At 71.4% G+C, this 16,950-nt stretch carries 16 protein-coding genes; 11 read left to right on the top strand and 5 right to left on the bottom strand.

All coding sequences use genetic code 11. From position 1 onward, the window contains the following. Positions 1-62: 62 nt before the first annotated feature. From SACCYDRAFT_RS06500 to SACCYDRAFT_RS06460, 9 genes are all read left to right on the top strand, one after another. The gene (locus SACCYDRAFT_RS06500; RefSeq protein ID WP_005454693.1) at positions 63-1,043 is read left to right on the top strand and encodes a UDP-glucuronic acid decarboxylase family protein; all 981 of its coding nucleotides are present in this window, start codon (positions 63-65) and stop codon (positions 1,041-1,043) included. A gap of 144 nt (positions 1,044-1,187) precedes the next feature. Further along, a complete protein-coding gene (locus tag SACCYDRAFT_RS06495; protein WP_005454692.1) occupies positions 1,188-2,828 on the top strand; it encodes a carbamoyltransferase family protein in 1,641 nt (546 codons plus the stop codon). Further along, positions 2,825-4,324, top strand: a complete 1,500-nt coding sequence (locus SACCYDRAFT_RS06490) for an HAD-IIIA family hydrolase (protein WP_005454691.1) — start codon at positions 2,825-2,827, stop codon at positions 4,322-4,324. Before SACCYDRAFT_RS06495 ends, SACCYDRAFT_RS06490 begins: the two co-directional genes overlap by 4 nt. Then, positions 4,321-5,421, top strand: a complete 1,101-nt coding sequence (locus SACCYDRAFT_RS06485; RefSeq protein WP_005454690.1) for a glycosyltransferase family 9 protein — start codon at positions 4,321-4,323, stop codon at positions 5,419-5,421. Before SACCYDRAFT_RS06490 ends, SACCYDRAFT_RS06485 begins: the two co-directional genes overlap by 4 nt. After that, complete coding sequence (locus SACCYDRAFT_RS06480; protein WP_005454689.1) at positions 5,418-5,981, top strand: D-sedoheptulose-7-phosphate isomerase; 564 nt, start codon at positions 5,418-5,420, stop codon at positions 5,979-5,981. The genes SACCYDRAFT_RS06485 and SACCYDRAFT_RS06480 overlap by 4 nt, the downstream gene beginning before the upstream one ends. Beyond that, a complete protein-coding gene (gene rfaE2, locus SACCYDRAFT_RS06475) occupies positions 5,978-7,363 on the top strand; it encodes a D-glycero-beta-D-manno-heptose 1-phosphate adenylyltransferase (protein WP_005454687.1) in 1,386 nt (461 codons plus the stop codon). Before SACCYDRAFT_RS06480 ends, rfaE2 begins: the two co-directional genes overlap by 4 nt. A 22-nt stretch (positions 7,364-7,385) precedes the next feature. Continuing rightward, positions 7,386-8,063 (top strand): SDR family oxidoreductase, encoded by a 678-nt coding sequence (locus SACCYDRAFT_RS06470; RefSeq protein ID WP_005454684.1) that lies wholly within the window; start codon positions 7,386-7,388, stop codon positions 8,061-8,063. Next, entirely contained in the window at positions 8,054-9,070 is a 1,017-nt protein-coding gene (locus tag SACCYDRAFT_RS06465) for a glycosyltransferase family 9 protein (protein ID WP_005454682.1), read from the top strand. The genes SACCYDRAFT_RS06470 and SACCYDRAFT_RS06465 overlap by 10 nt, the downstream gene beginning before the upstream one ends. Next, positions 9,001-10,305 (top strand): UDP-glucose dehydrogenase family protein, encoded by a 1,305-nt coding sequence (locus SACCYDRAFT_RS06460; protein WP_043536219.1) that lies wholly within the window; start codon positions 9,001-9,003, stop codon positions 10,303-10,305. The genes SACCYDRAFT_RS06465 and SACCYDRAFT_RS06460 overlap by 70 nt, the downstream gene beginning before the upstream one ends. 114 nt (positions 10,306-10,419) lie before the next feature. On the opposite strand, the gene SACCYDRAFT_RS06455 is transcribed toward SACCYDRAFT_RS06460, so the two are convergent. Then, complete coding sequence (locus SACCYDRAFT_RS06455) at positions 10,420-10,836, bottom strand: CBS domain-containing protein (protein WP_005454674.1); 417 nt, start codon at positions 10,834-10,836, stop codon at positions 10,420-10,422. Between the two features lie 162 nt (positions 10,837-10,998). On the opposite strand from SACCYDRAFT_RS06455, the gene SACCYDRAFT_RS06450 reads away from it, so the two are divergent. Then, positions 10,999-11,451 carry an anti-sigma factor antagonist gene (locus tag SACCYDRAFT_RS06450; protein WP_043536218.1) on the top strand — a complete coding sequence of 151 codons (453 nt, stop codon included), beginning with the start codon at positions 10,999-11,001 and terminating at the stop codon, positions 11,449-11,451. A 106-nt stretch (positions 11,452-11,557) separates the two neighbouring features. Then, positions 11,558-12,457: a hypothetical protein gene (locus SACCYDRAFT_RS06445; RefSeq protein ID WP_005454672.1), complete on the top strand. Its 900-nt coding sequence runs from the start codon at positions 11,558-11,560 to the stop codon at positions 12,455-12,457. A gap of 129 nt (positions 12,458-12,586) precedes the next feature. Here SACCYDRAFT_RS06445 and SACCYDRAFT_RS06440 read toward each other — a convergent pair whose 3' ends face one another. Genes SACCYDRAFT_RS06440 through eboE form a run of 4 tightly spaced genes read right to left on the bottom strand, consistent with a single transcriptional unit; the run spans position 12,587 to position 16,950 of the window. Further along, positions 12,587-13,444, bottom strand: a complete 858-nt coding sequence (locus tag SACCYDRAFT_RS06440; protein WP_005454664.1) for a sugar phosphate isomerase/epimerase family protein — start codon at positions 13,442-13,444, stop codon at positions 12,587-12,589. 4 nt (positions 13,445-13,448) lie between these two features. After that, complete coding sequence (locus tag SACCYDRAFT_RS06435; RefSeq protein WP_005454662.1) at positions 13,449-14,456, bottom strand: sugar phosphate isomerase/epimerase family protein; 1,008 nt, start codon at positions 14,454-14,456, stop codon at positions 13,449-13,451. Then, complete coding sequence (locus tag SACCYDRAFT_RS06430) at positions 14,453-15,853, bottom strand: alkaline phosphatase family protein (RefSeq protein WP_005454660.1); 1,401 nt, start codon at positions 15,851-15,853, stop codon at positions 14,453-14,455. Before SACCYDRAFT_RS06430 ends, SACCYDRAFT_RS06435 begins: the two co-directional genes overlap by 4 nt. After that, the gene (gene eboE / locus SACCYDRAFT_RS06425) at positions 15,850-16,950 is read right to left on the bottom strand and encodes a metabolite traffic protein EboE (protein ID WP_005454647.1); all 1,101 of its coding nucleotides are present in this window, start codon (positions 16,948-16,950) and stop codon (positions 15,850-15,852) included. Before eboE ends, SACCYDRAFT_RS06430 begins: the two co-directional genes overlap by 4 nt.

The following is a 16,950-nucleotide window of genomic DNA, read 5'->3' as shown; positions in this document are numbered from 1 at the left end:
GCTCCGACCTGTACCCGCTGGCGGAGCGTTTCACACCGGACCTCCAGGGTAACCGATCCGGCATGGTTTCCGCAGGTGAACACGTGGTCGTCATCGGTGGTGCGGGTTTCGTCGGATCCCATGTGTGCGAACGACTTCTGCGCAGCGGATACCGAGTGACCTGTGTGGACAGTCTCGTGACGGGCAGCGTGGACAACGTCTCCGCGCTACGCCACAACGCCGGGTTCCGACTCGTCGAACTCGACGTGACCCGCCCACTGTCGGAATGGCCCGAAATGCCCGCACCGGGCTCCGTGCTGCACCTCGCTTCCCCGGCGTCCCCCAAGGACTACCAGCGCCTGCCCATCGAGACGCTGCGCGTGGGCGCGGTCGGTACCGAGAACGCACTCGAACTCGCCACCCGGCACGGAGCGAGGTTCCTGCTCACGTCCACGAGCGAGGTGTACGGCGACCCTGCCGAGCACCCGCAGAACGAGAGCTACTGGGGCAACGTCAACCCCATCGGTCCGCGCAGCGTGTACGACGAGGCCAAGCGCTACGCCGAGGCCCTCACCATGGCCTACCACCGACAGCGGGGCACCGACGTGGCCATCGCGCGCATCTTCAACACCTACGGCCCGCGCATGCGCGGCGACGACGGGCGAATGATCCCGAACTTCATCACCCAGGCGCTCTCCGGGGCACCCCTCACCGTGGCCGGCACGGGAACGCAGACCCGCTCGGTGTGCTATGTCGACGACACGGTGTCGGGGCTGCTCGCCCTGTGGCGCAGCGATCTCACCGGGCCCGTGAACATCGGCAACCCGCACGAGCTGACGGTTCGGCACCTCGCCGAGGAGGTCCGCGCCATCACGGGGACCGCCTCGGCGATCACGTCCGTACCCGGTGCCGTCGACGATCCCCGCCGTCGCTGCCCGGACATCACGCTCGCCCGCACGAAGCTCGGCTGGGAGCCGGAAACCGGTCTTCGGGAAGGTCTGAACCGCACCGTCGCCTGGTTCGCCCGGCACCCCGGCGCGACCGCGAGGACGAGCCGCGCCTGAATGACTCCGGGTGACCGCTCTCGCTCACCTTCCGTAGCGACGTCCTGGGGTTTTGCCGTGCACCCGTTTAGGCGTCGCTTCAGCGGGTAGCGACATAGTGCGGGTCGCGACAGCGACTCCACCCGATCCGGGAGGTGTGCACGAGTGCGGATACTCGGAATCAACGCCGTTTTTCACGATCCCGCGGCCGCGATCGTCGTGGACGGCCGGATCGTCGCCGCCGCGGAGGAGGAGAGGTTCACCCGCCGCAAGCACGGCAAACCGCCTGTTCCGTTCTCCACATGGGAGTTACCGGAGAAGTCGGCGGCGTGGTGCCTGCGGCAGGCCGGGCTCGACGCGTCCGAACTCGACGCCGTCGCGTACTCCTACGATCCCACGCTCGTCGACGAGTCCCTCGGCGGCGTGGACGCCGGAGGCTGGGAGAAACTGCGCACGCTCTACGCCCGGCGAGCACCGGCGTTCCTGAAGACGGCGTTGCCCGGGCTGGATCCGAGCATCGTCCGGTTCGTCCGGCACCACGTCGCGCACGCCGCCTCCGCGGCGCTGGCCGCACCGTTCGGTGACTGCGCGGTGCTCACCTCGGACGGCCGGGGCGAGGCCGAGTCGTCGGTGCTCGGCGAGTACCGCGACGGCAAGTTCCTGGAGCTGGCCCACCAGAGCCTTCCGCACTCTCTCGGACTCACCTACGAGGACTTCACGGCACACCTCGGTTTCCAGCGGTCCAGCGACGAGTACAAGGTCATGGCACTCGCCTCCTACGGCACGCCACGCTTCCTGCCCGAACTGCGCGAGCTGGTCTTCTCCACCGGCGACGGGGGGTTCCGCACCGAACCGGTGGAGTGGGAGCGTTTCGCCCCGGCTCGGCACCGCGACGGTGAGTTCCTTCCCGAGCACGCCGATCTGGCCGCCAGCGTGCAGAAGGTGACCGAGGAGGTGCTGCTCGACCTCGCCCGGTGGCTGCACGAGCGCACCGGCCACACCGACCTCGCCATGGCCGGAGGTACCGCGCTCAACTGCGTGGCCAACACCCGTCTGTACGACGAAGGCCCGTTCGAACGCGTCTGGGTGCAGCCCGCGGCGGGTGACGCCGGCACCGCACTCGGCGCCGCGCTGCAACTGGCCGCGGACTTCGGTGAGGCGATCGAACCCATGTCCGGGGCCGACCTCGGCCGAGGCTGGACCGACGACGAGCTGGAGGACTGGCTGCGCCGCGCCAGGGTGCCGTACGAACGCTGCGACGACATCGCCGAGACGGTCGCGGACGCGCTCGCCGACGACGCGATCGTGGCGTGGTTCCAGGGTCGCGCGGAGTTCGGGCCGCGCGCACTCGGTCACCGGTCGCTGCTCGCCCATCCCGGCAGGTCCGAGAACCTGGAACGACTGAACGACGTGAAGGGCCGCGAGCAGTTCCGGCCCGTGGCGCCGATGGTGCTCGCCGACCGCGCGTCCGAGTTGTTCTCGCGCGGGCCGATTCCGAGTCCGTACATGCTCTTCGTGCACGACGTCGATCCCCGGTGGCGTGACCGCATCCCCGCGGTGACCCATGTGGACGGTACGGCGCGGATCCAGACCGTGGACTCCGCCGACGAGCCGCTGCTGGCGCGCATGCTGTCCGCGTTCGAGCGCAGGACGGGCCTGCCCACGGTGGTGAACACGAGCCTCAACACGGCGGGACGCCCCATGGTCGACGACCCCAGGGACGCGTTGGAGTGCTTCGGCTCCGCACCCGTGGACCTGCTCGCCATCGGACCGTTCGCCGTATGGCGTAAGGGAGGGACGGCGTGAACCGACGGCGTGACCGGGCCCCGGCCTACACCGTCGTCATCCCGACGGCGGGGCGCGACAACCTCGTCTCACTGCTGCGGGGACTCGCACACGGCGAAGGCCCCGAGCCCAGCGAGGTGCTGGTGATCGACGACCGGCCCGCGGGCCGGGCCGGCACGCCGCTGACCCTGCCGGAACTCGGCCTGCCCGTGCGCGTGCTCGCCTCGGGTGGGCGAGGCCCGGCCGCCGCGCGCAACGTGGGCTGGCGGGCCGCGCGGGACGAGTGGATCGCCTTCCTCGACGACGACGTGTTGACGGCGAGGGACTGGCCCTCGCGGTTGGCCACCGACCTCACCGGACTCGACGACGACGTGGCTGCCTCCGTCGCGCGGATCGACGTCCCGCTGCCGGACACCCGCAGGCCCACCGACGACGAACGCGACACGCTCGCGCTGACGCGGTCACGGTGGATCACCGCCGACATGGCGTATCGACGGCAGGCGCTGGTGGAGGTCGGCGGATTCGACGAACGTTTTCCCCGCGCGTACCGGGAGGACGCCGATCTCGCGCTGCGCGTACGCCGCGCGGGCTGGCGCATCGCCGAGGGCAGCCGCGTGACGACCCACCCGCCGAAGCGGGGCGGTTTCCTCGCGAGCGTGCGCAGGCAACGCGGCAACGCCGACAACGCGTTGATGCGCGCCAAACACGGCGCGCACTGGCGGCACGAGGCCGGTGAGGGACCCGGCAGGCTCGGCAGGCACGTGTTGACGACCCTGGCCGGAGTGTCGGCGCTCGCGTTGACCGCCGCCAGGTCGCCGAGGGCGGCGGCGCTGGCCGCCGGGCTCTGGACCGGGCTGACCGGGGAGTTCGCCACGCGGCGGATCGCGCCGGGACCGCGCACACCCGGTGAGGTGGCGCGGATGGCCGTGACGAGCGCCGTGATCCCACCCGTGGCCTGCGCCCACCGCCTCGCGGGCGAGTGGCGGGTCCGGCGGGGTCGCGCGGTGCTGTTCGACCGGGACGACACGCTGATCGAGGACGTGCCGTACCTGTCCGATCCGGAGAAGGTGCGGCCCATGGCCGGGGCGGCCGACGCGCTGGCGCTGCTGCGCGACGCGGGGGTGCCCGTGGGTGTCGTGAGCAACCAGTCCGGACTGGCCCGCGGCCACATCACCGCCGAGGCGTTTCGCGCCGTCACCCACCGCGTCGACGAACTGCTCGGCCCGTTCCAGACGTGGCAGCACTGCCCCCACGGTCCCGACGACGGGTGTCCGTGCCGGAAACCCCGCCCCGCCATGGTGCTGCGGGCAGCCGAGGAGCTCGGCGTGGACGTGCGACGGTGCGTGGTCGTCGGTGACATCGGCTCCGATGTGGAGGCCGCGTTGACGGCGGGTGCACAGGCGATCCTCGTGCCGACCGCGCGCACCCTGCCCGACGAGGTGGAGCTGGCGCGCCGCCACGCGGTCGTCGCCCCCGACCTGCCCACCGCCGCGAGGATCGCGTTGGAGCTCACATGACGGGCCGGGTTCTCGTCGCGCGTCTCGACAACATCGGCGACGTGCTGCTGGCGGGGCCGGCCGTCCGGGCCGTGGCGGCACACGCCGACCACGTGGTGCTGCTCGCCGGGCCCCGCGGCCGTGCCGGTGCCGAGCTGCTGCCCGGTGTGGACGAGGTCGTGGAGTGGTGCGCGCCGTGGATCGACCCGGAACCGCCCGCTCTCACCGAGGCCTCGGTCGACGCCCTCGTCAAGCAGGTGCGGGATCTACGACTGGACGCCGCGTTCATCCTCACCTCGTTCCACCAGTCCCCGCTGCCGCTGGCGCTTGTGCTGCGACTCGCTGGAGTGCCGTGGATCGGCGCCATCAGCGACGACTACCCCGGCTCGCTGCTGGATCTGCGGCACCGCGTCGACGGTGACCCGCCCGAAGCCGAGCGCGCGCTGTCGCTCGTCACCGCGGCCGGGTTCGCCCTGCCCGAAGGAGACGACGGGGCCCTCGCCGTCCGACGTCCGTTGCCGGACACCCGGGCGCTGACCGGTCCGGACCCGTTCGTGGTGGTCCACCCGGCCGCCTCCGTCCCGGCACGGCAACCTTCGTGGGAGCGGACCGCTGCGGCGGTGTCGGCGCTCGCCGGGGCGGGACACCGCGTGGTGCTCACCGGTGCCCGCGCCGAACGCGACCTCACCGCCCGCATCGCCCACGCGTCGGGCTCGGACGCCGCTTCGGGCCGGGTCGTCGACCTCGGTGGTGCGACGTCACTTCCCGAACTCGCCTCCGTACTGGCCGCCGCCCGCGTGGTGGTGGCCCCCAACACCGGCCCGGCACACCTCGCCGCGGCCGTGGGCACCCCCGTGGTGTCCCTGTTCGCACCCGTGGTCCCCAGCGCCCGCTGGGCTCCCCACGGCGTGCCCCGTGTCGTGCTGGGAGACCAGGACGCACCCTGCAAGAACACCAGGGCCCGGCACTGCCCGGTCCCGGGACACCCGTGCCTGGCGATCGATGCGGCAGACGTGGTCGAGGCCGTGGAAGCACTGGCGCTCACGACCGGGCGCGGTGACGACGGTGCCGACACCGCGCTGCGCGTCGGCACGAAACCCACTGGAGGTGTGTCGTGATCGAAGAGCATTTCCGCGCACTGGAAGGCGCGCTGCACCGGGTGCGCGCCGCGGCGCCGACCATCGAGTCGTGGGCGAAGCAGCTCGCCGAGGTGCTGACCGGCGGCGGCAGGCTGCTCGCGTGCGGCAACGGCGGCAGTGCGGCCGAGGCACAACACCTCACCGGCGAACTCGTCGGCAAGTTCCGTCACGACCGGCAACCCCTGTCCGCCATCGCGCTCCACGCCGACACGTCGGCCGCCACGGCGATCGTCAACGACTACGGCGAGCACGAGCTGTACGCACGGCAGGTGCGGGCCCACGGCAGGCCGGGCGACGTGCTCGTCGCCCTGTCCACCAGCGGCCGCAGCCAGAACGTGGTCACCGCCGTGAAGGTGGCGCACGAACTCGGCATGGTGACCTGGGCGTTGACGGGCCCCGAACCGAATCCGCTCACCGCGCTGTGCGACGACGCGGTCGCCGTGGACGCCGACCACGTGGCCACCGTGCAGGAGGTGCACCTCGCGGTCGTGCACGCGCTCTGCGCCCACCTCGACCGCACGCTGGGGGTGCCCGCATGAGGCCGCTCGTGGTGGTCGGGGACGCGCTGCTCGACGTCGACGTCGAGGGCAGCGCCACGCGGCTGTGCCCCGAGGCGCCCGTGCCGGTGGTGGACGTGGACGGCGAGTGGGTGCGGCCCGGCGGTGCCGGGCTCGCGGCGACGCTGCTCGCCACGCACGCCGCGGGTGACGTGCTGTTCGTGACGGCGCTGGGCAGCGACGACACGGGACGCAGGCTGGCCGCGCTGCTGGCCCGCGACGTGGAGGTGCTGCGGCTGCCGCTGTCGGGCGAGACGGCGCGCAAGACCCGGGTCAGGGCGTCCGGGCAGTCGGTGACACGTCTGGACACCGGTGACGGCCACGCGGCGCACGCCCCGCTGCCGGAGCGCGTGCGGCGCGCGATCCGGGGGGCCGGTGCGGTGCTGGTCTCCGACTACGGCCGTGGTGTCGCGGCACATCCGGAGATGCGGCGGTTGCTCACCGAGGCCGCCGCGCGGGTACCGGTGGTGTGGGATCCACACCCTCGCGGCACCGCCGCGGTGCCGGGGGTCACGCTGGCCACCCCCAACGAGCGGGAGGCCCTGTCGATCGCGGACGGGTGCGCCGACCCGGCGGACGCGGCGGTGTCGGTGCGGCGGCGGTGGCGCAGTCAGGCCGCGGCGGTGACGGTGGGAGCGCGCGGGGCGGTGCTCGCCGCCCCGGACGGGACCACGCTGGCCGTGCCCGTACCGGACGGCGCCACGCTCACCGGACAGAAACTCGACACCTGCGGCGCGGGCGACCGGTTCGCGAGCGCGGCCGTCAGCGCGCTCGCCGAGGGTGCGGACGTCGCCGACGCCGTGGCCTCGGCGGTGGAGTCCGCGTCGAGGTTCGTCGCCGCCGGTGGAGCCGCCGCCCTGTCGACGCGGGACAGCTCCCGGGACGGCGGCGAGGACGGCCTCCCGCCGAGCGAGGACGGGTCGGCGTTCGAACTCGCGGAGTCCGTACGCAGGCGCGGCGGCAGGCTCGTCGCCACGGGCGGGTGCTTCGACCTCCTGCACGCCGGGCACGTGAGCCTGCTGCGGCACGCGAAGTCGCTGGGCGACGCGCTCGTCGTCTGCCTCAACTCCGACGAGTCGGTCCGGCGGCTCAAGGGCCCCGGACGGCCGGTCGTCACGGCCGACGACCGCGCTCGGCTGCTCGCGGAGCTGTCCAGTGTGGACGCAGTGGTGGTGTTCGAGGAGTCGTCGCCGTCGGCCGTGCTCGAACGGCTGCGCCCCGACGTGTGGGTCAAGGGCGGCGACTACGCGGGCAGTGAACTCCCCGAGGCCGAGGTGGTACGCCGCCACGGCGGCGAGGTGGTGCTGGTGCCCACCGTGGAGGGCTACTCCACGACCCGGCTGCTTTCGGAGGCGAGCCGGTGAACGAGGTGAACGAGGAGGCACGATGAAGGTTCTGATCAGTGGCGGGTCGTCGGGGCTCGGGGCCGCGACGGTCCGGGAGGTCCTCGACGCGGGCGGCACCCCGCTCGTGCTCGACCGCAAGCCCCCCGAGGTCGGCGGCGTGGACTACGCGCTGGCCGACCTCGCCGACACGCCCGCCGCCGAGAACGCCGTGCGGGAGCTGGCCGAGCGCGCGGGCGGGCTCGACGCCGTGTTCACCGCGGCGGGCATCGACACGCCGGGCAGGCTCGATGACGTCTCGACCGAGGACTGGGAACGTGTGGTGCGGGTGAACCTGCTGGGCACCGCCGCCGTCGTGCGTGCCGCCCTGCCCTATCTCGAACGTTCGCGGGGCAAGGTCGTCACCTGCTCCTCCACGCTCGGGCTGCGCTCGGTCTCCGACGCCACCGCCTACTGCGCGTCGAAGGCGGGAGTCGTCGCCTTCACCCGCGCGCTCGCCGCCGAGACGGCCGGCCGGATCGGAGTCACGCTGCTGGTTCCCGGCGGCATGCACACCGCCTTCTTCGACTCCCGCGACGACCAGTACAAACCCCCGGCCGACGCGAAGCTCAACGAACCGGCGAACGTGGCCAGGGCCGTTCTGCACGCGCTGCGGCAACCCGAGGGGTGCGAGGTCAGGGAAATGGTCGTCTGCCACTCGGAAGAGGGCTCATGGCCGTGACGCTCGTGCTGCGCGCGCTCGGACTCGGCGACCTGCTGACCGCCGTGCCCGCGTTGCGCGCGCTGCGCAGGGCCCGGCCGGACGACCGGATCGTGCTGGCCGCGCCCGCCCCTCTGGCCCCTCTCGTGGAGCTGGTGGATACCGAGGGGCCGGGCGTCGAGCTGCTGCCCACGCCCGGGCTGTCGGCACTGCCTCCGGTGGCGGACGTCGACCTCGCCGTGAACCTCCACGGCAGCGGACCGCAGAGCATCGCCGACCTGCTGGCCACGCGACCCCGGCACCTCGTCACGCACCGGCATCCCGATCACCCGGGGCTCGGTGGTCCCGAGTGGAGCGACAACGTGCACGAGGTGGACCGCTGGTGCGAGCTGCTGGACTGGCACGGAATTCCCTCCGACCCCGGCGACCTGGTGCTACCCCCACCGCCCGTGCCGAGCCCCGTGCCGGGGGCCGTGATCGTCCACCCAGGGGCGGCGTTCCCCGCACGCCGGTGGCCACCGGAACGCTTCGCCACCGTGGCGCGCGCGCTCGCCGACGACCTGGCGGGCACGGCCACGCCCGTGCTCGTCACCGGCAGTGAGGCGGAACGTCCGTTGGCCACCGAGGTCGCCGTCCGCGCCGGACTCGGCACGTCGGCCGTGTTCGCCGGACACGGCCTCGGCGAGCTGGCGGCGCTCGTGGCGGAAGCCGCGCTCGTCGTCTGCGGCGACACGGGAGTCGGCCACCTGGCCACGGCCTTCGGGACGCCGTCGGTACTGCTGTTCGGCCCCACCCCGCCCAGCCGCTGGGGACCGCCCGCCGACCGGCCGCAGCACGTCGTGCTCTGGGCAGGCGCGCTCGGCGACCCCCACGCCACGACCCCGGACGCGGGACTGCTGCGGCTCACCGCGTCCGCCGTACTCGACGCCGCGCGGACGCTGCTCGCCGGAGGTGACCCATGTCGGACCCCAAGGAACGCCGAGACCGTCTCACCGTCGGTGTCGTCGGTACCGGCTACGTCGGACTGACCAGCGCCGCCTGCCTCGCCCGGTTGGGGCACCAGGTGACCGGTGTGGACATCGACGCCGCCAAGGTCGCCGCCCTGTCCCGGGGCGAGGTTCCGATCGCCGAACCGGGCCTCGACACGCTGGTCGCCGAGGGCCTCGGCGACGGCAGGCTCACCTTCACCACCGACCTGGGCGCGCTGTCCCGTGCCGAGGTGGTGGTGCTGTGCGTGCCGACCCCCACCGGCCCGGAGGGCACAGCCGACCTGCGCGCGTTCGACGCCGCCGTCGACTCCCTCTCGACGATCCTCACCCCCAGCTGCGTCGTGGCCGTGAAGTCGACGGTGCCGGTGGGTACGACCGCGCGCACGGAACACGTGCTGAACCGCCCCACGGTGAGCAACCCCGAGTTCCTCAGGGAAGGGCACGCGGTCTACGACTTCCTCAACCCCGACCGCATCGTCATCGGCGCGGTCGACGCCGACGCCGCCGACCGCGTGGCCGCGCTCTACGACGGCCTGCCCGCCCCGGTGCTGCGCACCGACCCGGCGAGCTCGGAGCTGGCGAAGTACGCGAGCAACGCCTTTCTCGCGGTGAAGGTGTCCTACGTGAACGTGCTCGCCGAGCTGTGTGAACGTCTCGGCGCCGACATCGCCGACGTGGCACAGGCCATGCGTCTCGATCCGCGCATCGGTTCGGCGTTTCTGTCACCCGGCCCCGGCTGGGGCGGCTCCTGCCTGCCGAAGGACACCCGGGCGCTGCTGCACACGGCCGCCGAGGCAGGTGTCGACTTCGCGGTCCTGGCCGACGCGGTGGCGGCCAACCACCACCAGCACGAGCGCATCGTGGCCAAGGTCAGGGAGGCCGTCACCGGATCGGCCGACGGCACACTGGACGGCCTGCGCCTCGGACTGCTCGGGGTGGCGTTCAAGGCCGGGACGGACGACGTGCGCGAGTCGCCCGCGCTGGCGGTCGCGGCACGGCTCGCGGAGGCCGGTGCGGTGCTGACCGGCTACGACCCCGGGGTCAACCGCAACGACTGCGCGGCGGGGGTGGTGCAGCTGGTGGACGACGTCACGCTGGTGGCCAAGGACGCCGCCGGGCTGGTGCTGTTGACGGAGTGGCCGGAGTTCCGCGACCTCGACTGGGCGCAGCTGGCCGACCTGACCGACCGCGCCACAATCGTGGACACGCGCAACCTGCTCGATCCCGAGGCCGTGACGCGTGCGGGTTTCGCGTACTGGGGACTGGGTCGGTGAACCGATCACCAAAAGGGGGACCAAACCATTTTCACGTTTTCGGACCGCCATTCCGGTGAACTAGACGGCGACTATTTTGGCGGACCGCCGACAAGTGATCGGAAATTCACTCGATCAGTCACGTGAGATGTCCTCGACCGCGCCCCCCACGTCGGCGTCGGGAAGTTTCCGCGCGGCGTCGGCCTGCGCCACGATTCCGACGAGTTCCTCGCCTTCCACGACGGGCAACCGCCGCACCTGGTGACGCGCCATCAGCCGCAGCGCCTCGGCCACGTCGTCGTCGGGCCCCACCGCGACGACCTCGCCCTGCGCCAGCTCACCGACGTGTACGGCCACCGGGTCCTTGCCCTCGGCCAGCACTTTCACCACGATGTCCCGATCGGTGAGCATCCCCTTGAGCTTGTGGTCCTCACCCCGGATGGGCAGCGCCCCCACGCCCTCCCCCGCCATCGTCCGGGCCGCGTGCGTCACCGTCTCACTGGTTTCCGCATAGGTCGGGTTCGTGGTCATGATTTCTCGAACACGTGTCATCGGTAGGTCACTCCTCGTATCCCAGGAAAATCCTCCGATTGGGGAATGCCCGACGATTCTGGTCTTTGCACGTTGGGCCGTCCGGGCTAGTCTTTGGGCGTCGGCGATGGAGTAGGCAGCGCCGGACGCAGAGGCCAGACGTAATTCGACCTATCGGTTGATGTGGACACCGCTGGAGGTGCCGTGTCCGAATTAGCAGTACCCACTTCACTGTTGGGTCTAACCACCGAATGTCACGGAGCAGGAGTCGTCGTCACGGTGAGCGGCGAGATCGACCTCGGCACGAGGGACGAACTCGCCGAGCACCTGGACGAGGCACTCGGCGCCGTGTCGCCACCCCAGTCACTCGTCGTGGACCTCAACGAGGTCACGTTCCTGGGGTCGGCGGGACTGGCGCTGCTTCTCGACACGCAGGACGCCGCCGCGCGGAAGGGCGTTCCCCTCCGCGTGGTGGCCACACAGCGAGTGGTTCGGAGACCGATCGAGGCCGTGGGCCTGGCCGAGGCACTGCCGTTGCACCCGACGGTGGAGTCGGCCCTCACCGAGCTCCCCGTGCCTCGGAGAGGGGACGAGTTGGTGGACTTCCCGTTCCAGGCGAACCCCGCCTTTCGATGAACACGAAGGGTCGTCCTCATCGCGCGCGACACGGTGAGGTCGGCCTTCCACATGCCCACCGAACGAGTTATCGAACCTATGTTCGATTCGCTGGTATCGTCTCGGCATGATCGACGACACAGTTGTCGCGGCGGCATCGACGTTCCTGACGGCGAACGCGCGCCTGCTCGACCGGCACAGGTTCCGACTGCTCGTGGAGGCGGGAGATCCGCAGGCGACGCTGTCCGCGCTCGCCGGCTACCGCAACGCCGACGGCGGTTACGGCCACGGCCTCGAACCCGACCTGCGCTCGCCCGAGAGCCAGCCGTCCGCCGCACTGCACGCCTTCGAGGTACTGGCGGAACTCGCCCCGGTCACGACCGCCCAGGCCGAGCAGCTCTGCGACTGGCTGCTGACGGTCACACTGCCCGACGGCGGGCTGCCGTTCGCGCTGCCGGTCACCCATCCCGAGAGTTGCGCGCCGTTCTGGGTCCAGGCCGACCCGGCGACGTCGTCACTCCAGATCACCGCCGTCGTGGCCCTGCACGCCCACCGTGTCGCCGTCCACGACCGCGCCGTGGCCGCTCACCCGTGGTTGTCGCGCGCCACTGAGTTCTGCGTGTCGGCCATCCACCGGCTCCGCGAGGAACGCCGTACGCCCCACGCCATCGAACTCGCCTTCGCCGTGCGCTTCGCCGACGTGCTGAGCGTGCGACACCCCGAGACGGCCCGCGAACTCCTCGACGTCCTGGGGGCGTTCGTGCCCGCCGACGGCACCGTCCACGTGCAGGGTGGCGCAGCCGATGAACACATGCGGCCTCTGGACTTCGCACCGCTTCCCGGCCCGGCCCGGGCGTTGCTGTCGCCGGAGGCCGTCGAGGCCGATCTCCAGCGACTGAGGTCGGGGCAGGCGGACGACGGTGGGTGGACGGTCGACTTCGTCAGCTACTCCCCCGCCGCCGCGCTGGAGTGGCGCGGCTACACGACGGTGAACGCATTGCGAACCTTGACCGCCCACAGCGGCTGACCCGGCGCGCGACGGGAACGCGGCGGCGAGATCGTCGGCACCCACCTGCCCACGAGCGTGTGTGGCACGCAGTGGTGCTGTACGAGTCCCGGCCGTGGGTGGCGGGCACGCCACCCACGGCCGGAGGGACTAGAAGCGCAGGTTCGCCAGGTACTCGAAACCGACCTTGGCCGTGTTCAGCGGGTCGGCCGGGTTGTCGTGCTCGACGATGTACTGCTTCATCGGTCCGGTCCACGTCCGGCGGAACAGACTCGCCCAGTCGATGGTGCCCGTGCCGACGTCGGCCCAGCCGCCGCCCTCCGCGCGGTCCTTGACGTGGAACTGCAGGACCCGGCCGAACCGGCGGAAGTACTCCTCGACCGGGTCGGCCCCGCCGTCCACCACCCAGTACAGGTCGTACTCCAGGTGTACGTTGCGCGGGCTGGTGTTCTCGGCGATGACGTCGATCGGCCGGACACCGTCGATGGCCTGGTACTCGTGGGCGTGGTTGTGGTAGCCGTACGAGATCCCCGCCCTGCGGAAAGCCGCGGCGGCCTTGTCGAGCCGGCCCGCGAACGCCCTCCACTCCTCCAGCGTCGAGTAGTTGGCGTAGGCGCAGGCCGCCTTGCGGTAGCCGAGCGTCTTCGCGTCCTCGATCAGCTGGTCGACGTCGGCGCCGTCGAACGAGACGTGGGCGGAGGTGGCCTTCAGGTGGTAGCGGTCGAGCAACCGCCGGAACTCGGCGGCGGAGCGGCCGTAGGTGCCCGCGAGCTCCACGGTGCGGTAGCCGATGTCGGCCAGTGCCTCCAGCGTGCCCTCCAGGTCGGCCTCGAACAGGTTCCGGAGGGTGTAGAGCTGGATGCTGAGCATCTGCCTGGGAATGCGCCTGCCGCGCCAGCCCCAGTCGGCGTGAGCCGTGCCGCTCATCGCTCCGGCAAGACCCACGGCGGCCGCGGCACCCGCCGCGGTGCGGAACATCGCTCTGCGGGACAGTTTCTTGTCGCTCATGACGTCAGTTCCTCTCCGTGCTGAACGCGGCGTCGAAGGCCGCCTCCGGCTTGTCGAACAGCTGGCTGCGGATGTAGGTCACGGCCTCGGCGGCACCCCGCAACCGGTCCATGCCCGCGTCCTCCCACTCGACCGAGATCGGCCCGGTGTAGCCGATGGCGTTCAGCGCCCGGAACGCGCTCTCCCAGTCCACGTCGCCGTGCCCGGTGGACACGAAGTCCCAGCCGCGACGCGGGTCGGCCCACGGCAGGTGCGAGCCGAGCCTGCCGTTGCGGCCGTCGAACCGCTTCTTCGTGTCCTTGCAGTCCACGTGGTAGATGCGGTCGGCGAAGTCGAGAATGAAACCCACCGGGTCGAGGTCCTGCCACACGAAGTGCGACGGGTCCCAGTTCAGACCGAAGGCGGGACGGTTGTCGACGGCCTGCAGCGCCCGCTTGGTGGTCCAGTAGTCGTAGGCGATCTCGCTCGGGTGCACCTCGTGGGCGAACCGCACCCCCACCTCGTCGAAGACGTCGAGGATCGGGTTCCACCGCCGCGCGAAGTCGGCGTAACCGTCCTCGATCATCTCCGCGGGCACCGGTGGGAACATCGCCACGTACTTCCAGATCTTCGACCCGGTGAAGCCGATGACGGTGTCCACGCCGAGTTTCGCGGCGGCCCTGGCCGTGTCGGCCATTTCGGCGGCCGCCCGCTGGCGCACACCCTCGGGTTCGCCGTCACCCCAGATACGGGAGGGCAGGATGTTGCGGTGCCGCTCGTCGATCGGGTCGTCGCACACCGCCTGACCGACGAGGTGGTTGGAGATGGCCCAGACCTTGAGCCCGTAGGAGTCGAGCAGCTTCAGCCGGTTCGCGACGTAGTCCTCTTCGGACAGCGCACGGTCGACCTCGAAGTGGTCGCCCGAGCACGCGATCTCCAGCCCGTCGTAGCCCCATTCCGAGGCCAGTCGACAGACCTCTTCGAACGGCAGGTCGGCCCACTGGCCCGTGAACAGTGTTACCGGTCGGCTCATCGTTGAGTTCCCTCTCGGATTCCTTGCAGTTGCAGCAGGAGTTGACGTACGTCGGTGGCGGACAGGCGGCCGGAGGACTCCACGGCGGAGGGCACCTCCGGATCGGAGCAGAGCAGCACCGGACCGTGCTCGGCCGAGTCCGGTAGCCGGCCGTGCGAGCCCCGCACCCACCTCGGGTCGGTGGGCACCACGTTCATGGCGTAGCGCAACCCGGCCTTCTTGCGCACCAGGTTGAGCCCCGCCCTGGCCTTGGCGAACCGGTCGGTCGGGTCGAAGAACAACTCGGCGGGATCGTAACCGGGCTTGCGGTGGATCTCCACCCCCCGCGCGAAGTCGGGTGCGAGGTCGTCGTCGAGCCAGTAGTAGTAGGTGAACCACGCGCGCGGCTCGGCCACCGCGACGAATTCCCCCGCGCGCTCGTGGTCGAGCCCGTACCGGGCCTGCGCCTCGCGATCCAGTACCTCGTCCACACCGGTGAGGTCCTCGACGATCTTGCGAACCCTGGGCAGGTCGGCGTCGTCGGCCACGTAGACGTGGGCGACCTGGTGGTCGGCCACGGCGAACGCCCGGGACGTCCACGGGTCCAGGTACTCCATGCCGTCCTGGGTGTAGACCTCCAACAGCCCTTCCCGCCGCAGTGCCCGGTTGATGTCCACCGGCGTGTCCACGGACGTGATGCCGTACTCGGACAGTGCCACCACGGTGGTTCCAGCCCGTTCGGCGTCGGCGAGCAGCGGCGCCAGCACGGCGTCGACGTCGCGCGCGGCCTTGGCCGCCTGCGGCGAGTCGGGGCCGTACCGCTGGAGGTCGTAGTCGAGGTGCGGCACGTACGCCATCGTCAGGTCGGGGTTGTCGGTGCGTAGGATGCGCCGTGTGGCCTCCACGATCCACTTCGACGAGGTGATCGACGCCGTGGGCCCCCAGTACTGGAACAGCGGGAACGCACCGAGTTCGGCCGTCAGCGCGTCGTGCAGGTGCGGTGGGCGCACGTAGCAGTCGGGTGACTTGCGGCCGTCGGCGTGGTAGATGGGCCTCGGGGTGACCGTGATGTCGGTGGTCATGCCCATCGCGTACCACCAGCACACGTTGGCGGCGGTGTAGTCGGGATGCTCCGCCCTCGCGGTCTCCCACACCTTGGGCCGCTGCACGAGCTTGTTGTGTTGCCGCCACAGGTGGATCTCGCCGAGGTCGCGGAAGTACCAGCCGTTGCCCACGATCCCGTGTTCGGCAGGCATCGCACCGGTGAGCAGCGTCGACTGCACGCTGCACGTGACGGCGGGCAGCACGGTGCCCAACTCGGCGCGCCAGCCCTTGTCGGCCACCTCCGACAGGTGCGGCATGTGCCGTAACAGGGCGGGCGTCATGCCCACCACGTCGAGCATCAGCAGTTTCCTCATACGGCTACCTCCGTCCTGGCCCAGCTCAGTTCGTCGGCGATCCCGGCGGCGAGATCGGTCCGGTCGGCCTCGGGCAGTACCGTCCACGTGTAGGTCTCGACCTCGACGTGTGGGAGTGCTCGCCCGCTCCCGGCGAGGGCGGCCACCGCGTCGGTCAGCACGTCCGTGGTGGACGCGAGCGGTGACCTCGGCCGGGTGTGCAGCGGGACGTGGAAGTGCACGCGCCACGGCCCGGTTCCCGGCAGGTCCGTCAGCGCGGCGTCGAGGTCGTCGGCGGCGAGCACCTCGCCCGTCGCCGACAACTCCCGTACCTGGTGCAGGTAGCGCGGTTCGCAGAACTCGGCGAGCGCCGCGCGGGCCTGCGGATCGGCCGGGTTCTCGACGTGCAGCGCGGCCGACGCCTGCACCTTCACCACGTCGAGTCCGGCGTCGTGGACGCGCCGTACCGTGCTCGCGGGGTCGGCGAACGACACGGCCAGATGGCAGGTGTCCAGGCACAGCCCCACGTAGGCGGGGTCGACACGACCGGACAGCCACGACACCGCATCGGCCACCGTGTCGAGTACACACCCCGGTTCGGGTTCCACGGCCAGCCGCAACGGCCTGCCGACGCGGTCGGACAGCGCCCGCGCGTGGGCCGTGACCTCGTCGAGGGCCGCCACGGCGCGCTCGTCGTCGCCCGGGCCCCACGGGTCGCGCCAGGCGAGCGGCAGCGTCGAGATGCTGCCGTAGCTCGCGTCCTCGTGCAGCAGGTCGGCCAGCACCGTCAGGCAGTCACGCGTGTAACGCAGCCTGCGCGGGTCCGTCCACTCCGGAACATACACCGCGTGTTTCACGACGGTGTCGTGGAAACCGCCGTACGGGAAGGCGTTGAGTGTCTGCACACCCAGTCCCCTGGCCTTCAGCTCCCCGGCGAACCGGGCCCTGGCACCGGGATCGTCGGCCAGCGCGGAGGCCACCTCGGCTGCGAGCCACAGCCCCACGCCGAGAAGGTCGACCCCGAGTCGCTCCCGCACCGGAACGGCGTAGGTGTCGAGTTGGGCGACGATGCCGTCGAGGTCCTCGGCGGGATGTACGTTGGTGCAGTAGGAGAGCAC

Origin of the sequence: Saccharomonospora cyanea NA-134 (assembly GCF_000244975.1) — a bacterium.
In the GTDB taxonomy this organism is placed as follows: Bacteria; Actinomycetota; Actinomycetes; order Mycobacteriales; family Pseudonocardiaceae; genus Saccharomonospora; species Saccharomonospora cyanea.
Note: the sequence above shows the minus strand (reverse complement) of the source record. Positions and strands in the feature narration are given on the sequence as shown.

Coding starts and splice junctions, on each gene's coding strand:
- SACCYDRAFT_RS06500 (WP_005454693.1), top strand. CDS start 63: ATGGTTTCCGCAGGTGAACACGTGGTCGTCATCGGTGGTGCGGGTTTC.
- SACCYDRAFT_RS06485 (WP_005454690.1), top strand. CDS start 4,321: ATGACGGGCCGGGTTCTCGTCGCGCGTCTCGACAACATCGGCGACGTG.
- rfaE2 (WP_005454687.1), top strand. CDS start 5,978: ATGAGGCCGCTCGTGGTGGTCGGGGACGCGCTGCTCGACGTCGACGTC.
- SACCYDRAFT_RS06470 (WP_005454684.1), top strand. CDS start 7,386: ATGAAGGTTCTGATCAGTGGCGGGTCGTCGGGGCTCGGGGCCGCGACG.
- SACCYDRAFT_RS06465 (WP_005454682.1), top strand. CDS start 8,054: ATGGCCGTGACGCTCGTGCTGCGCGCGCTCGGACTCGGCGACCTGCTG.
- SACCYDRAFT_RS06460 (WP_043536219.1), top strand. CDS start 9,001: ATGTCGGACCCCAAGGAACGCCGAGACCGTCTCACCGTCGGTGTCGTC.
- SACCYDRAFT_RS06455 (WP_005454674.1), bottom strand. CDS start 10,836: ATGACACGTGTTCGAGAAATCATGACCACGAACCCGACCTATGCGGAA.
- SACCYDRAFT_RS06445 (WP_005454672.1), top strand. CDS start 11,558: ATGATCGACGACACAGTTGTCGCGGCGGCATCGACGTTCCTGACGGCG.
- SACCYDRAFT_RS06440 (WP_005454664.1), bottom strand. CDS start 13,444: ATGAGCGACAAGAAACTGTCCCGCAGAGCGATGTTCCGCACCGCGGCG.
- SACCYDRAFT_RS06435 (WP_005454662.1), bottom strand. CDS start 14,456: ATGAGCCGACCGGTAACACTGTTCACGGGCCAGTGGGCCGACCTGCCG.
- SACCYDRAFT_RS06430 (WP_005454660.1), bottom strand. CDS start 15,853: ATGAGGAAACTGCTGATGCTCGACGTGGTGGGCATGACGCCCGCCCTG.